This window comes from Thermoactinomyces sp. CICC 10523, from assembly GCF_016055105.1.
GTDB classification, from domain to species: domain Bacteria; phylum Bacillota; class Bacilli; order Thermoactinomycetales; family Thermoactinomycetaceae; genus Thermoactinomyces_A; species Thermoactinomyces_A daqus.
Genome location: NZ_JAECVX010000003.1, coordinates 1 through 17,123, shown reverse-complemented (window position 1 = coordinate 17,123; position 17,123 = coordinate 1). Strand labels below are relative to the sequence as shown.

Annotated in this window: 17 protein-coding genes and 2 pseudogenes; 11 read left to right on the top strand and 8 right to left on the bottom strand. The window is 44.1% G+C overall.

The window, feature by feature from the left end:
- Positions 1-70: 70 nt before the first annotated feature.
- The 6 genes from I8U19_RS05180 to I8U19_RS05155 all read right to left on the bottom strand — a co-directional run bounded on the left by I8U19_RS05180 (position 71) and on the right by I8U19_RS05155 (position 6,389).
- Entirely contained in the window at positions 71-985 is a 915-nt protein-coding gene (locus I8U19_RS05180; protein ID WP_033102118.1) for a DUF1002 domain-containing protein, read from the bottom strand.
- A 393-nt stretch (positions 986-1,378) separates the two neighbouring features.
- Entirely contained in the window at positions 1,379-2,911 is a 1,533-nt protein-coding gene (locus I8U19_RS05175) for a fumarate hydratase (protein ID WP_198055372.1), read from the bottom strand.
- 113 nt (positions 2,912-3,024) lie between these two features.
- On the bottom strand, positions 3,025-3,267 hold the full coding sequence (locus tag I8U19_RS05170) for a hypothetical protein (protein WP_033102120.1): 243 nt from the start codon (positions 3,265-3,267) through the stop codon (positions 3,025-3,027).
- Positions 3,268-3,288: 21 nt separating this feature from the next.
- Positions 3,289-3,633 (bottom strand): winged helix-turn-helix transcriptional regulator, encoded by a 345-nt coding sequence (locus I8U19_RS05165; RefSeq protein WP_033102121.1) that lies wholly within the window; start codon positions 3,631-3,633, stop codon positions 3,289-3,291.
- Between the two features lie 306 nt (positions 3,634-3,939).
- Positions 3,940-4,710 (bottom strand): hypothetical protein, encoded by a 771-nt coding sequence (locus I8U19_RS05160; protein ID WP_033102122.1) that lies wholly within the window; start codon positions 4,708-4,710, stop codon positions 3,940-3,942.
- A 110-nt stretch (positions 4,711-4,820) separates the two neighbouring features.
- Positions 4,821-6,389: an alkaline phosphatase family protein gene (locus I8U19_RS05155; protein ID WP_198055371.1), complete on the bottom strand. Its 1,569-nt coding sequence runs from the start codon at positions 6,387-6,389 to the stop codon at positions 4,821-4,823.
- 154 nt (positions 6,390-6,543) lie between these two features.
- Here I8U19_RS05155 and I8U19_RS05150 point away from each other — a divergent pair, with 154 nt between their 5' ends.
- The 7 genes and pseudogenes from I8U19_RS05150 to I8U19_RS17595 form a co-directional block, all read left to right on the top strand.
- The gene (locus I8U19_RS05150; protein ID WP_033102124.1) at positions 6,544-7,743 is read left to right on the top strand and encodes a M24 family metallopeptidase; all 1,200 of its coding nucleotides are present in this window, start codon (positions 6,544-6,546) and stop codon (positions 7,741-7,743) included.
- Positions 7,744-8,010: 267 nt separating this feature from the next.
- Complete coding sequence (locus I8U19_RS05145; RefSeq protein ID WP_198055370.1) at positions 8,011-8,229, top strand: helix-turn-helix domain-containing protein; 219 nt, start codon at positions 8,011-8,013, stop codon at positions 8,227-8,229.
- 629 nt (positions 8,230-8,858) lie between these two features.
- Positions 8,859-8,945, top strand: coding sequence for a hypothetical protein (locus I8U19_RS17600; RefSeq protein ID WP_370589260.1), 87 nt, complete (start codon positions 8,859-8,861; stop codon positions 8,943-8,945).
- A gap of 166 nt (positions 8,946-9,111) precedes the next feature.
- Complete coding sequence (locus I8U19_RS05140; RefSeq protein ID WP_198055369.1) at positions 9,112-11,058, top strand: deaminase domain-containing protein; 1,947 nt, start codon at positions 9,112-9,114, stop codon at positions 11,056-11,058.
- A gap of 1 nt (position 11,059) precedes the next feature.
- A complete protein-coding gene (locus I8U19_RS05135) occupies positions 11,060-11,521 on the top strand; it encodes a hypothetical protein (protein ID WP_198055368.1) in 462 nt (153 codons plus the stop codon).
- A gap of 232 nt (positions 11,522-11,753) precedes the next feature.
- Positions 11,754-12,008: a hypothetical protein gene (locus I8U19_RS05130; protein ID WP_198055367.1), complete on the top strand. Its 255-nt coding sequence runs from the start codon at positions 11,754-11,756 to the stop codon at positions 12,006-12,008.
- Between the two features lie 269 nt (positions 12,009-12,277).
- Positions 12,278-12,352: pseudogene (locus tag I8U19_RS17595) on the top strand (IS5-like element ISNeu3 family transposase); the annotation flags it as partial.
- A 299-nt stretch (positions 12,353-12,651) separates the two neighbouring features.
- Here the strand turns inward: I8U19_RS17595 and I8U19_RS05120 are convergent.
- Together I8U19_RS05120 and I8U19_RS05115 are read right to left on the bottom strand one after the other, a co-directional pair.
- Positions 12,652-13,047 (bottom strand): hypothetical protein, encoded by a 396-nt coding sequence (locus I8U19_RS05120; RefSeq protein WP_198055365.1) that lies wholly within the window; start codon positions 13,045-13,047, stop codon positions 12,652-12,654.
- A gap of 241 nt (positions 13,048-13,288) precedes the next feature.
- A complete protein-coding gene (locus I8U19_RS05115) occupies positions 13,289-13,834 on the bottom strand; it encodes a hypothetical protein (protein WP_198055364.1) in 546 nt (181 codons plus the stop codon).
- 235 nt (positions 13,835-14,069) lie between these two features.
- On the opposite strand from I8U19_RS05115, the gene I8U19_RS05110 reads away from it, so the two are divergent.
- The 4 genes and pseudogenes from I8U19_RS05110 to I8U19_RS05095 all read left to right on the top strand — a co-directional run.
- Complete coding sequence (locus tag I8U19_RS05110; RefSeq protein ID WP_198055363.1) at positions 14,070-14,684, top strand: TetR/AcrR family transcriptional regulator; 615 nt, start codon at positions 14,070-14,072, stop codon at positions 14,682-14,684.
- A gap of 207 nt (positions 14,685-14,891) precedes the next feature.
- Positions 14,892-15,077 carry a hypothetical protein gene (locus I8U19_RS05105; protein WP_198055362.1) on the top strand — a complete coding sequence of 62 codons (186 nt, stop codon included), beginning with the start codon at positions 14,892-14,894 and terminating at the stop codon, positions 15,075-15,077.
- Between the two features lie 173 nt (positions 15,078-15,250).
- Positions 15,251-15,340 (top strand): annotated as a pseudogene (locus I8U19_RS05100) (helix-turn-helix domain-containing protein); the annotation flags it as partial.
- Between the two features lie 357 nt (positions 15,341-15,697).
- Positions 15,698-17,123, top strand: a 1,426-nt coding sequence (locus tag I8U19_RS05095) for a DNRLRE domain-containing protein (protein WP_198055361.1), incomplete at its 3' end; no start/stop codon positions are given.

The following is a 17,123-nucleotide window of genomic DNA, read 5'->3' as shown; positions in this document are numbered from 1 at the left end:
TCAGCGACATGCTGGCGGTTTTTTCTGTATAAAAAAGGAACCACTGATTCGTGGTTCCCGTTCATTTCGATTAATTCTTTTTGTCCGAAGCGTTGGTGAAAAATTCTCCGATCGAGCTGAAGAAATCTCCCAGCCATTCAAAGATCGTATCGATAATTCCCTGTGTCGTATCCGAGTTCAGGATATCCTTAATGTCGCCGCGCAGGCTTTGCAATTGGCTGCTGATTTGATCCCAGTCGATTCCAAGTTTGTTGAAGTTCTGTGCGTATTGAACAAGGTTATTGATGGTTTCCTGGTTCAGGTTAATATTGAAATCGTTCGATACATTAACGATAATGTCACGATAATCCTGCGGGGTTTCCGGTTTTTGATCGGAGACCTCTTCTTTTACTTTATTGATGAACTGCACTGCTTTGTTCGGATCTTTGATCTGGTCAGCCAGCTGGGAGGTGACGACGATTTCTTCGTTGGCCACTTCTTTTTTGTTTTCATCGATTTTTTGCCCGGTTGCCGTTTCAAATGCTTTGATGATCCCGGTCAGACCAGCCGTTCCCGATACGCGGAACGGAGCTGTCACATAAATATCAGCATCTTTGATACCTGCGGTGATCGCGGCATTTGCATACATGCTGGGTGTGATATTGGTGATGTTTTTTGTTTTGACCGAGATGCCTCCGGAGTTGTTTATCGTGATTTTAGCGGAGGAAATCGCTTTGGTTCCGATGACATTATCACTTAAGTATTTCCCTAAATATTGGTGTTCTTCCTGGTTGGTCACATCGACGATCCGCACATTGCCGGAATTTTCATCGACACCCATTTCTGCCAAGATATTGTCACGTTGCGTACCTGTCAAGTCTTTACCCAAAGTGACAACAGTCTGCGCTTCAATGGCATCAGCAGAGGCAAGCGAAGGTAGCAACATCGTCATGGCCGTGATGAAGGAAAGAGTCAAAATACTAAATTTCTTCCAGTGTTTTTTCATGTGAAATGAAATCCCCCTTTTCATAAGAGAAAACGAGAAAAGTAAAAGATGGGTTTCGCTATTTCCGCTGCACACCCGGATGTTTTTTCACGGCGAAAATGGGAAAATCCGGTGAGCAAAAAGCGGCTCAAATCTAATTGTAGCGTGTTCCGCGTCATCTGTGAACAAGAAAAAAGTAGGGAACTTTATATTTATCAATAAAAAAAGCTGCTTCCCCAGGGGGAGACAGCAAGGGAGCAGTATTCAGGCAATGAAATCCAAGTGCATTGCGGGCAAGGGGAGCGGTACCCTGCCAACCTTTCTGTGTTTCTGATGGGCGGTCAGTCGGGCTCCACTCCCTTCCCGATTTTGTTTTACGTTGATCTTCGGGTTGTTCAAACAATCAGGATTGTGTTATTTGAAAACCGGTTCTTTCAGTTCCGCCAATTTTTCAAGCGAACTTTTTTCGATGTCGGCGTGAAGGCTGTTGCCATGTGAATCCATTGTCACAATCGCGGCAAATCCTTTTACCTGCAAATGCCACATCGCTTCCGGAATTCCGAACTCCATAAAGTCGACTCCATCCACATGGGTGATGCAATCGGCATAGTACTGCGCTGCGCCGCCAATCGCATTGAGGTAAACGGCTCCATGTTCCTGAAGCGCTTTCAACGTCTTTTGTCCCATACCGCCTTTGCCGATGACAGCTCGAACGCCGAATTTTTTGATGATATCCCCTTGATACGGCTCTTCGCGAATGCTGGTGGTGGGACCGGCCGCTTTCACTTCCCAATTGCCGTCTTTGTCTTTAAGCATCACGGGACCGCAGTGGTAGATGACGCCGCCTTGCAAATCGACGGGTGAATCATGGTCAATCAGATATTTATGAAGCGCATCCCGCCCGGTGTGAATGGGACCGTTTAAAATCACGATGTCCCCCACTCTCAGCTGACGGATTTGCTCTTCGGTAATGGGCGCGGACAGTTCCACCTTGCGGCCGCTTGCAACCGGGTTTGTCTTTTCCTCAGCCTGAACGGATGGCTTTTTGCCGGTATCTTTATAAATCCAGTCCTTGATCTCTCCGGTATTGGCATCAAGGTAAACGCCCTGGCGGCGGAAAGCCCAACAGTTATAGGCCACGGATACATAAAAGCTGGCGGGAATACGGTTGATCGCTCCGATTTTGCATCCCAGCAGTGTGGCATTTCCACCGAATCCCATCGTTCCGATGCTGAGGGTGTTGGCTTTTTCCATGATATAGTCTTCCAGTTGGGCCAGCGAGGGATTGGGATTGGTGTCATCCAGCCTGCGGAACAGCTGCTTTTTGGCCAGTTCATAACCGGTGGTCCGGTCTCCGCCGATTCCCACTCCGATAAAACCGGCGCTGCATCCTTGCCCCTGTGCCTGGTAGACGGCATGCAAGATGCATTTGCGGATTCCGTCCAAATCACGGCCGGCGCGTCCAAGCCCCTCCAATTCGCAAGGCAGGCTGTATTGGATGTTTTTGTTTTCGCAGCCGCCTCCCTTCAGGATCAGACGGACTTCGATGTCATCCTTTTCCCACTGTTCATATTGAATCACAGGGGTGCCTTCACCAAGGTTGTCACCGCTGTTTTCGCCTGTTAAAGAATCAACCGAATTGGGGCGTAATTTCCCCAATTTTGTCGCTTCCTTCACCGCTTCGCGTATTTGTTCACTCATTTTCAGTTGATTTACTCCAACCGGAACCTTGATTTTAAAAGTGAGCATCCCGGTGTCCTGGCAAATGGGGGAAACGTTTTCTTCTGCCATTTTGATATTCTGGTCGATGGTGGCCAGCGCGAGTGCGGAGCGGGTGCCGGCGTTCTCTTTTTCGCGCGCGGAGCGGATGGCTTCCCTGACATCCGGTGGCAAATTGGTTGATGTTTCGGTAATCAGTTTCAGAATGGATTCTTTTAAAGCGTGCATGAATAACCCCTCTTTGCTCCCATTTTTTATCCATCCTCTATTATATCGCTCCTTAAAAGATGAAAAAAACCCCTGATCATCAAAACGATGACCGGGGGATGGATAAAAGCAGGTTAATTCAAGCTTCGCAGGGCATTTTTAATAAAAAGTTCCTCCGAATCAATCATTCCGCATACTCCGCATTGCACACGGTATTGTTCACCATGGTAGCGGTATTGAAAGGGATCCTGGTCAGAGACGTGTTCAATGATCTCCCCTGTTTGCGCATCTTTTTTGACAGGGGTGACCACTTGTTCAATCAGGTTAAACCGGCTGCGGTTATTGCCGCAATGGGGGCAAAGATAAGGAAACGGCATTGGAAATAACCACCTCCAACATTACGTTTCCCGTCTAGTCATGCTCTCATGCAATTCTGCCCCGATCCATTGCTCAGCCCAGTCTTGGATGGAATCGAGTACGGGGGCAAGTGCTTTCCCTTTTTCAGTCAAATCATATTCGATACGGACAGGCGTTTCTGGATAAACGCGCCGCTCGACTATACCGTGCGCTTCCAGTTCTTTTAATCTCTCTGCCAGCATCCGCTCGCTCATTAAAGGAATTTGTTCACGAATATCACGAAAACGTCTGGTTTTTTCCATTAAAACGCGAATAATCAAACCGGTCCATTTTTTGGAGAGTATTTCAATTGCCGCTTCAAACTTCGGGCATATGCAACGTTCCATTCCTCTCACCTCACTTATATCTTAGCAGATGTTTGCAGGCTTGGCATCTTTCGCTGTTTGTTTGAAGCGGGTTGTTTGATTCGGCTTGAAGAATTGTTAAATCCAGGGTGTTGGCAATACGCGTTGCATTTCCCGGGGAATAAAACGGAAAGCATTCGTCTCTGGTCAAGATGAAAGTCAGACGGGGCAGTCCGTTTGAACCGAAGGGAGATCAGGACTGCTTGGCCCAATCCGGCACAAAAAAATCCCGCTTGATGCCGGTCAGGTCGCTGCGGAAATACACTCATCCACTCCCGTGGATCTTTGTTACATTATTTTCTCCGTCGGCAGTGGTTCATCTTGAGGATCGTGGGGGCCTTCCTGTTTTTTTGCCTCCTCCAGCAAGGAATCGATGGTGGATTTATACCTTCCGAAATACTCGCGGATCTGTCCGTTGCTCCATCCTTTGTTTTTGAATGTTAATAAATGGTCCAAAAGCAGGGGGGACCACAATAATCCCAAAACCGTTTGCGTAAAGGTGTGGGCCGCGATCTCACGTAAACACTGCAAAGGTTTTTTAATGGCAAAAGGCCCTTTTTGCTTCACCGTCACTTTGGGCAAAACTTTGTCCGTCCGCCCGTATTTCGTTTCTTCCAAATGATGAAACCACTCATGATATAAATGCAGTAACCAAATTTCCTCTTCCGGCACTTCCTCACCGTTTCTTTGAAAAAACTGACGGATCTGTTTGAGGGAATGGCGGTAAATGGCAATGGTGGGCGGCTTTTTTATATACTGGGCCCGGATGGACGGATCAGCAGAATGTTTCTCCAGGAATTTGATTCGCACTTTTTGTTTCAACAGATGGTTGATAAAACTTCCCAGCGGGCGTTTTTTCCCATGGAGTGAGGCGATCCGTTCGCCTGTTGCGATTGCTTGTTCGATGAGAGCAGGAACTTGTTCCTTGGAAAGGTATGGATATAATTCGTCCTGTTCCATTTCCGCAAAAAAAAGATAAAAAGGGGGGAGTTGGGGACAATCGTCCAACGTTACTTCATGGAGGTGTTTCCGCCTGATTGAGGGTGTAGTTTTATTCACATTTTCCCTCCATTCCTGCCGTTTTTATAAAGTTGTATGATTGATATGGCTTGACCCATTCCTCACGGAAAAAACACGGCGGCCAGCTTCTTCCCTCCAGTGCCCCGTCATTATTGTTTTTGGCTTAACATGTCAATGATCCATTTTTTCAGATCAATGATGCGAAAATGGTCCGGCGAAGAGTCGGTTCCGCAAACAATCATCGGTACGATGGAATCCAGATGATGGAGTGAACCGTGGCATGCCCCTTTGTGCGTCGGGGAACTGTCACCGATCAACTCATAGCCTGGAGCAGCCGTAACGACGATAACCCGTTCCCCCGTATCCATCACATTGCAAAGGCGAAACAAGACATCGGGGAAGATGCCGAACTCCAATATTTGATTTTCCTGGATTCGGATGTCCAATATGGACAAATCTCCGCTGATCTCCCAGGCCTGTCCATACGTATCCGTATATCCTCCGCCTGGTTTGAACTGCAATTTTCCCTCGGTACTTCCGCTGACCACGTAAACCCAGTCCTGTTCCCGCCAAGCGATCACATCCAGTCTTGTCTCTTCCTTTAAAACATGAATCACTTGTTCCACCGTCAGCGTTTCATCGATCAAATAAATGTAAGCCATCCGCTCGTTGACGCACAGCACCAGCTGATCCCGGGCACTTGGTTTCTTTCTTTTTGTTGGCATAATCTGAAACGGATGCAGCAGTTTGGTCAAATCGATGTAAGCCTCTTGCTTGTTGGGAAGCATTGCTGTTTGTCCGCTGTCTCCGATCACAATAAAAGTCGCCTTGCGAATCGCTTCTTCCCATGAACCAAAAGCGCTTAGAACCTTCTGCAGTTCGACGTCGGCCTTTGCAATCCCTTTGATCTCCTGGGGGCCTTTTTTGTGAACCGCATCATCGTTGGATGGGAAATAAGCGATGGTAAACAAGGGCAATTGACCATTCTGTATGAGCGAAGCCAATTCAGCGCTGCTGTAGCGATCATTAAAGCCGTAGCGAAAAAAACCGCTGGCCGGTCTGCTTGTACGGAAGAGGCGGGCCATGGCCCCGAAAGAGAAGAAAGCCGGCGCCTTCGCGGCAATGGTGCGGGGCAGCAAGCCCAACAAAGTCGCGATCCATGGTACGGTCAGGGTTTGCTCATGCGGCCCGCGCATAATGATGGCATTGACCGAAGCTGTCGGTACCGCCAGCTCTTCATGAATCGTTTTGACCTCTTTATTGATAAAATGCTGGTTCAAGTTGAGCAAGCCATCTTTTAACACGTTTTTCAACCCGATCGTGAAGGTTTCTTTCAGACCGGTACCGAAGTTGACGACCCGCCCTTCCTGTTTGTGAAAATAGGTGAGTCCGAATATATGGTGCCGATTCGGAGGCATTCCTGTGAGCAGCGTGGTGTCAATGCACGCCGACATGGTTGGAAAAGAAGAGATCACCCGTGGATAATAATGACCGTGATCCCGCAGGTATTTTAGTGCGGGTGCTTTTCCCGCCTGGATCGTTTCCCTGAGCGGAGCGTCCATCAGAGAATCGATCACGATTAAAATCACCGGGCGGGTTGAAGCGCCCAGGTCCGTTTTTTCTTCCGGGCGATTTCCTGCACCTGCGGGCGGCTTTGCAGCCAACAGCAAGACAATGACAATTAGCGCGAGAATAAGGAAAAACCAGGTTAAGAGCATTTGGATTTCATCCTCTGTTCATAAGATAGTTCTAGTCTTTTCACGGGGACGTGATGTTATACGGTTTTTTGGGTCATCGCTTTTTCCGTTCTCTGTTATACTTAATAGTAGGTTCGATTCCCCGCCAATTCATTTGGAAAGGAATGTTGCCGTCATGCATCCATTGCCCAAAGTACCGGAAACCGAAATCAAAACCAGAGTCCGGCGTTTTCAAAATACTTTGAGTGCCCTTGCGATAGACGGAGCACTGATTACCCAGAATATCGACATTTTTTACTTAACCGGCACCATGCAAAATGGCCTTCTGTATGTCCCACAATCGGGTGAACCGTTATTTTATGCGAAGAAAAGCATTGACCGCGCCAGCTTTGAATCCGTGATCCCTGTTGTCGAAATGGGGCGGCAACGGGAATTGGGACAGAAAATCGCCAGCCGGTTTGGCCAGCCGAAAAAAATAGGACTGGAAATGGATGTGTTGCCGTACGGACTGGCGAAACGCTATCTCAGCCTCTTTCCCGGAGCCGAAGCGGCAGATATCGCCTTTGCTCTGCGCCAGATTCGCGCAGTGAAATCGGAATATGAACTGAAACACATTCGCGAAGCGGGAAAACATTTAAATGAGATCATCGCGTCACTTCCCGGTATCATTGCGCCGGGGATGACCGAATTGGAGCTTTCCGCCAAAATTGAATATGCCTTGCGCCTGAAAGGAAATATCGGGATTTTTCGGATGCGCGGATATAACCAGGAGCTTTGCCTGGGCATGGTTTCGTCCGGATCGGCTGCGGCAACGCCTACCTATTTTGACGGCCCGGCCGGCGGTTTGGGGCTGTCAATCGCCAGTCCGCAAAGCGCCAGCCGCAAAAAGCTCCAGGCTGGTGAACCGATTCTGGTAGATATCAGTAACGTGGTTGAAGGATATCTGATCGACCAAACCCGCATGGCCGTAATCGGTGACCTCGATCCCGAATTGGAACGTGCCTATCAGATCGCAGTTGGCATCATTCGCGAAGCCGAGCGGATGGGCGTACCCGGGACTCCCTGGCAAGCGCTCTACCAGCGTGCACTGGAAATGGCCGCAGAAGCGGGACTGAGTGAAAACTTCATGGGCTACGGCAGAGACCAGGTCAAATTTTTGGGCCACGGCGTCGGGCTGGAAATGGACGAACTGCCAATTCTGGCACGCGGATTTGATCAACCGCTTGAAGAAGGCATGGTCATCGCCATCGAACCCAAATTCACCTTCCCCGGCCGCGGCGTCATCGGCATTGAAAATACCTACGTCGTCACCGCAGAAGGATTGAAAGCGCTCACCATCGCTCCGGAAGAGATCATCCGCATTCCTGAAAAATAAGAACATGGTAAAGAGCATGGGGGGGAGGGAGAACCTCCTCCATGCTTTTTTGCGGATCACGTCGTTACCCGCTTGTCATCCCCGTAACATCCCCCCCTCCCGGGGCATAAGATAAGGAGAAATTAACAGCAGTACTGAGAATAACAAAGGGATTTAGCCTAAATTTTCAGTAACGCTTCACGACAACAAATACACGCTCATAATATAACTTGACTGGTCCCTGACCCCTTGTATTCCAAGTGCTCGAGCAAGGAAGGGTGGCATCATTTGACTAACCAAAAAGGCAAACCCTTATTAACAAACCGGGAGAGGGAAGTTTTTGAGCTGCTGGTACAAGACAAGACCACCAAAGAAATAGCCCAACAACTCTTCATCAGCGAAAAAACAGTACGTAACCATATCAGCAACGTCATGCAAAAGTTAAATGTGAAAGGACGGTCCCAAGCCGTGGTGGAGTTGGTAAGATTGGGCGAATTAAAGATATAGTCTGCATGTGACCCTGCCACATTTGAAAAGAAGGCAGGGGTTTTTGTTGTATGGATTATTTGGGGAAAGGGGAATGGGAGCCCCTTTTACCCGTTTCCCAACTTTGTACTACATTGGGTATTTGCTTGACTAAAGCATTGTTCCAACGGTAATAGAGGGTTTCGCTGATATTGTGCTGACGGTATAATTCAGCGAGCGAAATGTTCCCCTTCAATTTCGCTAGACGATAATCATTTTTTCCTTTGGGGTCCATTCGCAACGCTTTACTGATTTCCTCTCTGATTCTATCAATCGCAGTAAACGGTCGTGTTTTAAAATGGAGCACTATAGTTTTTGAATATGAAATATTACCTATTTGGACAAAAATAAAACAAATAATATGAGAAACAAAATAGATATTTGCGTATAATTTTAAAGTATATAAATTTAGTAGATTGGAGAGGGGTTTTAAGATTTCATGGATTTTGATTAATCCCGATGAAGTGGATGCTGTAGCAAAAGAGTCAGGTCAAACGTGAACAAGCCAACAAATCATACATAGTCTTGATCCAAGAATCCATGGGCTTGATCACTGGGGTGGGATGACGAAGCAACATTTTTTCCAAGACTTTTAAGAAGCCAAGAGAAATATGGACAACTTCGTGCAGCTTCTAGATAACATTTCGCAAGCGTTGACCCAAATCGCCATGAAATTCCGCCAAACGGACCAAGCTTAACCAAGGGTTCTTGTGCAAAGAAAGCAGTTTCCTTTTAAACATTTCTCTGGACAGCGTTGACCTAAGGTCGAGTCTGTCTTTTTTGCTCTTATATCGAATCATTTTTGGTAGAGAGGGGTGAGTCCCGTTACGGAGAGCGGACTATGAATTATCCGTAACGGTGCATATGAATAAGTATTTTTATCGATTCATGATCATCGTTCTCTTAACCTTTGTTAGCGTAGGCATTTTGGGTAGCGGCGAAGTTTATGCCAGTGGTGGCAGCTTTAACGTTCCCCAAGTGAATGACCATTTTGAAAAGGTTCAACAAGGCCCGGCACCGGAGAAAGAATCGTCATTGTCTCAGGCACCCAAAAAAGAGAATGGAACTTGGGATTGGATTACCAAGCCAGTTTCTCGTGTATGGAAATGGAGCAAGGAAGCCGTCTCCAGCGCCTGGAATAAAACAAAGGACTTCTGTTCCGAAGCATGGGACTGGATTTGTAAGGTCTGCGACCAGATCACGAAAGTCGTTGTAGATGGGTTGTCATCCGCTTGGGACTGGATTGTAAAATACAAAGAATATGTAGCTTTTACAGCAGTTGTAATCGTAGGAATTGCGTTATGTTTGGTCCCGCCTTTGGGGGAAGAGATTCTGGCCGGTGTGGCCTTGTCTTTTATCATGAGTGTTTTGATGAACGGTGGGAAAATTGATAAAAACACCTTTATGGATGCGGCAATCGGCGGTTTGCTCGGCCCGATTGGCGGCGGCATTGCCGGAGGGGTTTCTCGAGCATTGGAGAGCGGAGTTGGCCGGAGATTGGTGACTTGGTTGGTGGAATCCCGAGCATTTGGCCCCCTCATTAGATACGGGGGTAAGCTGATCAGTAAACTGCCTAGTCCGATTCAAAAGATTTTCTCCAAAGCGGGGTTTATCGGTTCGGTAGAGGGTGCGGGAACCAGCATTTCTGATGATTTGTTGCACGGTCGAAAGATCAATTGGAAAATGGCGTTTTTCGCCGGTTTGTTCGGAGCAGGAATGGTAGGGGTTGTCAGTTTTGCCCAACCAGTGATCGATAAAGCCACAGCGTCAATCAAACCGTTGTTGGCCAAGATTCCGATCGTCAAGAATTTGGATAATTGCTTCGCGTACAATCAAATGCCGGGCTACTTCGCAATAGCTACAAATTCTTTTGAAATTAAATGTTTATATTCGCCGGATAAAGCAGGGACGGGCGGTGGTGGAAATGGGGAAGCCAAGCCGCCTAAGGTCACGGAGATTGCACAAAAAGATGTGATTAAATATCAGGATAAACCAGATTCGAATGGTTGGTATACGCCAGTCAAACCACCGACTCCTGAAGAGTTAAACCAACAAACCCATGGCCTTTATGAACAGGTAAAGAAGGATCGACAACAATTAATCGAAGAGATTACAGCATTGCAGAATGACAAGGAGTTCCAAAAAAAGTATTCACCCGAAGTGATTTCAAAATTAAAAGTCCTCAAACAAAAGGCCAAAGGGAAAAGGCCGGCTAACTTTTTGGCAGCAATAGCGAATATTGGTGGCAAAGAGATTCAATTAAAGGCTTTTTCAGGGAGTATGCCAGAGGGGTTACTAAAAGGATGGACGGAAGGTTCTAAGCAAGTGAATTTTAAGACGATGTTTACACGACAAGATTTAAACTATGGTTTTGAAGAAGATGTTACGCCAGAAAAGATAGCAGAAATTCTAAAAAATAATGGAGAAAAGAGGTTAGATGGTGTCACTGATCGATCTGAAGATACAGAACCAAAAGTATTTAGTGAAATATCAGAGCTGTTGGGTGAAAAAAATCCAGGAAAAGAAACAGACAAGATCGTAGCTTTCTCTGAATACGATGTTTGCCCCAGTTGCGGTGGAGTGACTCGATATGTATATGATAAAGATGGGAATAAAAAGCCATATATGGGTGTCATTGAGCAATTCGCTATAAAACACCCGAATGTGACGATTGAAATGTATGACAGCAAAGGAAGGAAGCTCATTCGTAGAGGGATTGACGATTTTCCGGAGTTGGTGTTTAAAGAGTATCCAGAGTTAGTAAAGAAAAAATATCCCGATTTATATAAAAAACTAACTGGAGGTAAATGATATGAGGAAACTAACCGACTACTGCCAGTTTGAACAGAATTGGGCGATTTATGAGATTGTTGCATTAGAAAATCAGTTGGATAATATCCTTTCCGTTTTAGGTATTCCATACAATCGTGAAGCAGTCGTAAAAAAGTTTAAAGAGGCTTGGGAGTCGGAAGAAGAATATACAGATATATTGATAACGCATCCAGATGATAAAAATATCTTCTTATTGTATCATATTTCTTTTGCGACACCTGATTATGACTATCTTATTATTCGTGGCAAAAAACAAGATAAAGAAAAAATTCAAAGGGTCTTTGTGGAGGAATGGAATCGGACTTCCCATCCAAAACGGCCTTTTTACCAGGACGTAGATAAATACTTTGGTGATCGTATAGAGTCTGGAATCAGTATTATTGAAGATATTATTGTAGATAAATCCTTAGATATAGAGTGGATTGGTATAAATGAAGATTAAATGAAAAGGATTAGTAGAGAAATATGAGCAAACTAACCGACTACTGCCAGTTTGAACATAATTGGGCAATCTATGAAATTACAGCACTGGATAATCAATTGGAGCGGCTCCTTTCTGTTCTGGAGATTCCATTTGACCGGGATGAGGTTGAAAAAAATTTGAGGAAGCTTGGGAATCTGAAGGTCGATTTAAGGATTTAGTCATTTCCCATCCGGAGGATAAAAATATTTTCTTGTTATACCATATTGATTTTGATACACCTGATTATGATTATCTCATTATACGCGGCAAAAAAGAAAACAAAAAACAGATTCAAAAAGTATTTGTAGAAGAATGGATGCGTACATCGGGAACGAAATATCCACCAGGTTTTGATATTGACGAGTATTTCTGTGATATGATTGAAAAGAAAGTAAGCATGATTGGTGCGATTATTAAAGACAAAAGCCTGGACCTCCAATGGTTTGGAATAAATGAAGAGGATTAATTTTAATGAGGGGGCTTCTCACATTGAAGTCCCTACTCTTTTTCACAATAAGCATCGTTGATAGAGCTAATATTGTTGTCCCTTTTAATACAAATAGGAATGGGCTTTTTTGATTTGGTGGGTATATCCTATTTTTATGTGTCTCAAAATAGTGTCCAAATGGCTCTAGTAGTAAGAACGTTTACCTATTGAATCCAAAGGTGAGCAAAAATGAGCTTTTATCTGCGAAGCCGGTCAATAAAAAAAGGGGGGGATGTCACTTCCAAAATGAGGAACTTGAACGTAGTCGTGGAGGACTGACTACGAAAATCCATCTCGCTTGTGATGGAAAAAGTCGTCCTCTTTCCTTCAATAAAGAACGGTATGCATGTCGGAATGTCATTGAACGTTGTATCAACCGCCTTAAGCAATGGCGTGGCATCGCCATGCGTTATGAGAAAAGGGCAGTCTATTTTCATGCCGCTATCATTCTTGTTTCTTTGATGCTTTGGATCAATTATTGATTCACCAGACACGCCCTAGTAACATAGTAACACGGCAATTTAAAAAAATGGTTTAGCAAACGGCAAAAAACGTTAAACCAGAAAAAACCCAGCTTTTTAAAAGGCTGGGATTCTAAGAGAATATTAAATATCAATTAAACTTACTTAAATACAAGGTCGATTAAAGCAATAATCATACTAATAATCCCTGTAAGAGCACTAACACTTTGAAGTGGGGATTGGGAAAGTTCCTTCTTAAAGTTCTGAATAGGTTCTTCATTAGGTTGGGGCTTTTCTAACTCCTGCTTAATATCAGGAATACACTCAAGCATTTTCACTTTGGCTTCTAATTGCTCTTTCGTAAAAGAATCATGTGGTTGGCTTAAAGCTTCTTCGAATTTTTTGATCGAATTTATAAGTTTTTCGACATAACTGTTATCTAATCTTGTCCCATTGTTGATAATAATCTTGGCTTTGTCTTGTGCAATGCTTATGTCTTTACTGTTCTTGATATTCCAAACATTTTTAGCTTGATAGTTTTCTTTTTCATTTTCCATTGAGTGATCCTCCTATCCGCTATAAGTTTTATTATCAAAGGGTAATTTTGATTTCGATTTTACTTCAATGATTTGTTGCACCCCAAATACAAGAAAATGTAAATATATAGAGCAAACATAAACTGCTATTCCAATCGGGAAAGAAATAACATCAGGAAACTTAAGAACAAAAGTCAGAAAGAGAACGGTATACATTCCCCACATGAAGCTTACCCAAAGACTATAAAGTCTGACGCCAGTTCTAAAAGTAAGGAAAGTTATTAATAAAGTGCTCAACGTGATAAGGAATAGCAATGAAGAGAATATATTCAAATATTATTAGCGAAATCAACTTCCAAGATGCCGGTTTTCTATCGATTGTATAAATAAAGTTTTGGAAGAAATTTTTGGCGGATACAACTCGACTTTGCCCTTGTGCTACTACTATTTTTTCTGATTCAGTTATATTGAAAATGTTTTGGGTGGACTGTGGAGAATCTGATGTGAGATTTTGATTTTCATTTGTTTGATCATAGTAACCCATTTGAATCATTCCTTTTTGATTTGTTTTTACTTCTGTACTTTTTGATTCCTTTTGCGTATTGTCTTTATTTTGTTTGATTAAAAAATACTTGCGAATATAAAAAATCATGATTGAAGCAAGAGAGAGTAACAAAAATGTGTTTAAGAATATTTTTATTCCTTTTGAACCAAACATGCTTGAAAATAATAATGAAGAGAAGAATATTGAGAAAAATATCGAAAAAAATATAGATAATGAAATACTTTTGACTGGTTTATTACTCAAGCAAATTTCCTCCTTTCAACTTACCATATGAAATAAACATACGAAAATCGCGGAGTTAAGAGTCCCAATCCTCAAGATATACTGCACCATCACAGTTCGTATACACGGTTCTTCCTCATGCACCGTTTTGTAATTGAAATATGAATGAACGTTTGGTACGATTTAATTATACACTTTATGTATTAATATTTAAATATTTCATTCAATTTTAATTGTTGGGTTGGGTGGAACAATGATGAAATATCAGTCTGGTGAACGAACGAAACAACAAATCATTGACACAGCGTTCCGTTTGATTGCGGAGAAAGGCTATGATGCCATGTCTATTGACGATATCATGTCGGAGATCAGGAAGACAAAAGGGGCGTTTTACACGCACTTTCAAAGCAAAGAGGACTTGCTGTACGAAGTGATGCGAACCCGGCTGGATCGGAAATTCGAAGTCATTGCCGAAGAGACAATCAAAAAGTTGAAGGAGGAACAGTGTGATGTACGGGAGATCATCCGGCAAATGCTGGAGCAGGTTTATCAGGGTTCCATAGGATCAGATCCGGCTTTATGGGCCTCCACCTTTTATCAAGTCTATCTAATGCACCGGAAAAATCCAATCATTCGGAAGTGGCTTCAAGAGCAATATCGATCTTGGGAAGGGTTCATGTCGACATTGATCAGGCGAGGACAGGAGTTGGGGCAAATTCGGTCGGATATAGATGCCCGGATCATCGGTAACTTGATTGTTGGTGCGTTTCAGGGGTACGAAATCCGCTCCACCGTCGATCCTGAACTCGATGTGTTTGAACAACAGCATTTGTATGAAGTCTTTTTCATTAAAGAATCAGAAACTCCTTGATTTTTTTCCGGGACAAGGTGAAACCTATGGAAGCGTGGCGACAAGACCTTGCTTACATTGCATAAATGAAAAAGACAGTATTTGTTGAGTTGTTACAAATTCGATCGCCTAAAGAATAAGCGTTTTGGAGGATTATACCTGACCCAAAACGCTTTCAGACAAAAGATATTGGCTGTTTCCAGAGATAAACATAAAGAGCCGGACTTTTTGATCTGTTATAAGGGCAAATGGGCGATTTTCATGTACCATCCAAGTGTGGAAAAAGAAGGGGACCGGATGAAATGGTTCCAGAATCATAACATCCTGATTCGTCCGTATCGGGTAAAGGAATGTTATGAAAACCCTAGGGAAGTGTTGAAAGACTTCTTTCAATGGCTCATTGATAACCCATGAAATTCTTTTTTATTTGATAACAAGAGAAAGGGTAGGTACAGTACGATTAAAATAGCAATACTTAGGGGTAGATCAACGTCAATGTGGTAAAAATTAGGAATGTTAAGGGTTTTGCCTTGTGTTCTCAAAGATAAGAGTTGTCAATATAGCTGTCCCAAAGTTTGCAAAAGGTACGCATCAGTAACGTTATGCAAAAGTTGAATGTGAAAGGACGATCCCAAGCCGTAGTGGAGTTGGTAAGACTGGGCGAATTAAAGATATAGTCTGCATGTGACCCTGCCGCATTTGCAAAGAAGGCAGGGGTTTTTGTTGTATGGATTATTTGGGGAAAGGGGGATTCAAGCCCCTTTTTCCCCTCAAGACAGATAAAAATGCTGATTTACGATAGGGATGAGTAGGAAGGATCACCAATATTTTCCAATAAATACAATCGAATAAATACTATATTTTATATCTAAAGTAAAATTACCCATTTATAAGGAATATTTATTTAAAATATAAAATTTGTAATATAAATTTAATATAAACTATCTTGCAATTTCGGTGTGGCAGAGGTAAATTTATTTCGTAAATCTGAAAATATTGTTACAAAAAGAAGACAGTTCTATGAAAAGCGAGGGATGCGTTTGCAGTTCTTCTACTCCAGGCATTACTTACCTTACCGCAGAATGGTCTTTCTGGCCGTCATTCTCACCCTGATCCTCACCTTGTGGCCAGACTGGGTTTACCAGGCATTGGCTGCACCGGACCCCAAACCGGTGGAAATCGAAGCGTTGCGCACGGAAAATTCCAAAACATTCCTCAAGCCAGACCAAAAGACCTATGTATTGCAGGAATATTTGCAACCGATCCACTATAAGCAAAACGGGAAATGGGTAGATATTAATAACAACGTCCAAGCCGCAGGGAAAAGTGCCCTTGACTCCGATCTTCCCTATATCAATGGCGGTAACAAGTTCCGGGTCGGCTTTGCCAACCATAGCCGCGGAAAAAAAGTGGTGCGCTTCCGCCTGGGTCAGGCTGAAGTGGATTTCGGCCTGATTGGCGGAGCAAACACCACGGGAAAGAAAAAAGAGAATCAGGTTACCTATCCCGATGTGTACCCGGACACCGATCTCACCTACACCGTCACCAACACCGGTGTCAAAGAAGCGTGGGTACTGCACAAATATACGGGACAATCCGTATATACCCTTTCCATCAAGACTAAAAACGTGCAACCGAAAGAACAGGAAGACGGTTCGATCACGTTTGTCGATGCCAAGGGAAAAACGTTGTTTTCTATTCCGCGTCCCTGCATGTACGATGCGAAAGATGGGATATCAAACAATGTGAAATTTGCATTAAGAACCGAAGGAAATAAAACATACATTGACCTGAAACCGGACGATAACTGGCTCAAAGATCCAAACCGCGCTTTCCCGGTGACAATTGACCCGTCCATTTCGGTACAGGGCGCAACCGACACCTATGATGCCACGGTCGGTAGTGGGAATGCACAGAACGTCAACTTTGGCACCAACTCGTATTTGCTCACGGGTACCTACACCGACCCAACCTATGGCACGGGAGTATACCGCTCTTACATCAAGTTTGGACTCGCTCCCCTATTGAGCTCAGCTAATATTACATCCGCCAAACTTACGTTGTACCAATACGCAACGACCCAATCGGAACAAGTTGACCTCTACTCTGTAGCAAGCGATTGGCAATCGACTGGGATCAAATGGAGCCAATTGCCTTCAACCGGGTCCTTGATCACCAGCACCACGGTTTCTGATGTGGGTTTCTATGATTTTGACATTACATCTTTGGTCAAACAGTGGTATGGTGGGACCACCTCCAACTATGGCATGATGCTCCGCTTGAATCAGGAAAGCGATAACTGGAAAGGGTTCCGTTCGAGTGACTATCCGGACAACAATTCGCAAAAGCCGATGCTGACCGTTACTTACACCATCGACCCGATCGGGGTGGAAAGCTTCTGGACTTCCGCCGTCACCAATGTCAACACCTATAACGGCAACTTTTACCTGGAAGATTCCG

Excerpts from the sequence above, each read along its gene's own strand:
- I8U19_RS05180 (WP_033102118.1), bottom strand. The coding sequence starts at position 985 with ATGAAAAAACACTGGAAGAAATTTAGTATTTTGACTCTTTCCTTCATC.
- I8U19_RS05175 (WP_198055372.1), bottom strand. The coding sequence starts at position 2,911 with ATGCACGCTTTAAAAGAATCCATTCTGAAACTGATTACCGAAACATCA.
- I8U19_RS05170 (WP_033102120.1), bottom strand. The coding sequence starts at position 3,267 with ATGCCGTTTCCTTATCTTTGCCCCCATTGCGGCAATAACCGCAGCCGG.
- I8U19_RS05165 (WP_033102121.1), bottom strand. The coding sequence starts at position 3,633 with ATGGAACGTTGCATATGCCCGAAGTTTGAAGCGGCAATTGAAATACTC.
- I8U19_RS05155 (WP_198055371.1), bottom strand. The coding sequence starts at position 6,389 with ATGCTCTTAACCTGGTTTTTCCTTATTCTCGCGCTAATTGTCATTGTC.
- I8U19_RS05150 (WP_033102124.1), top strand. The coding sequence starts at position 6,544 with ATGCATCCATTGCCCAAAGTACCGGAAACCGAAATCAAAACCAGAGTC.
- I8U19_RS17600 (WP_370589260.1), top strand. The coding sequence starts at position 8,859 with ATGGACAACTTCGTGCAGCTTCTAGATAACATTTCGCAAGCGTTGACC.
- I8U19_RS05140 (WP_198055369.1), top strand. The coding sequence starts at position 9,112 with ATGAATAAGTATTTTTATCGATTCATGATCATCGTTCTCTTAACCTTT.
- I8U19_RS05135 (WP_198055368.1), top strand. The coding sequence starts at position 11,060 with ATGAGGAAACTAACCGACTACTGCCAGTTTGAACAGAATTGGGCGATT.
- I8U19_RS05120 (WP_198055365.1), bottom strand. The coding sequence starts at position 13,047 with ATGGAAAATGAAAAAGAAAACTATCAAGCTAAAAATGTTTGGAATATC.
- I8U19_RS05110 (WP_198055363.1), top strand. The coding sequence starts at position 14,070 with ATGAAATATCAGTCTGGTGAACGAACGAAACAACAAATCATTGACACA.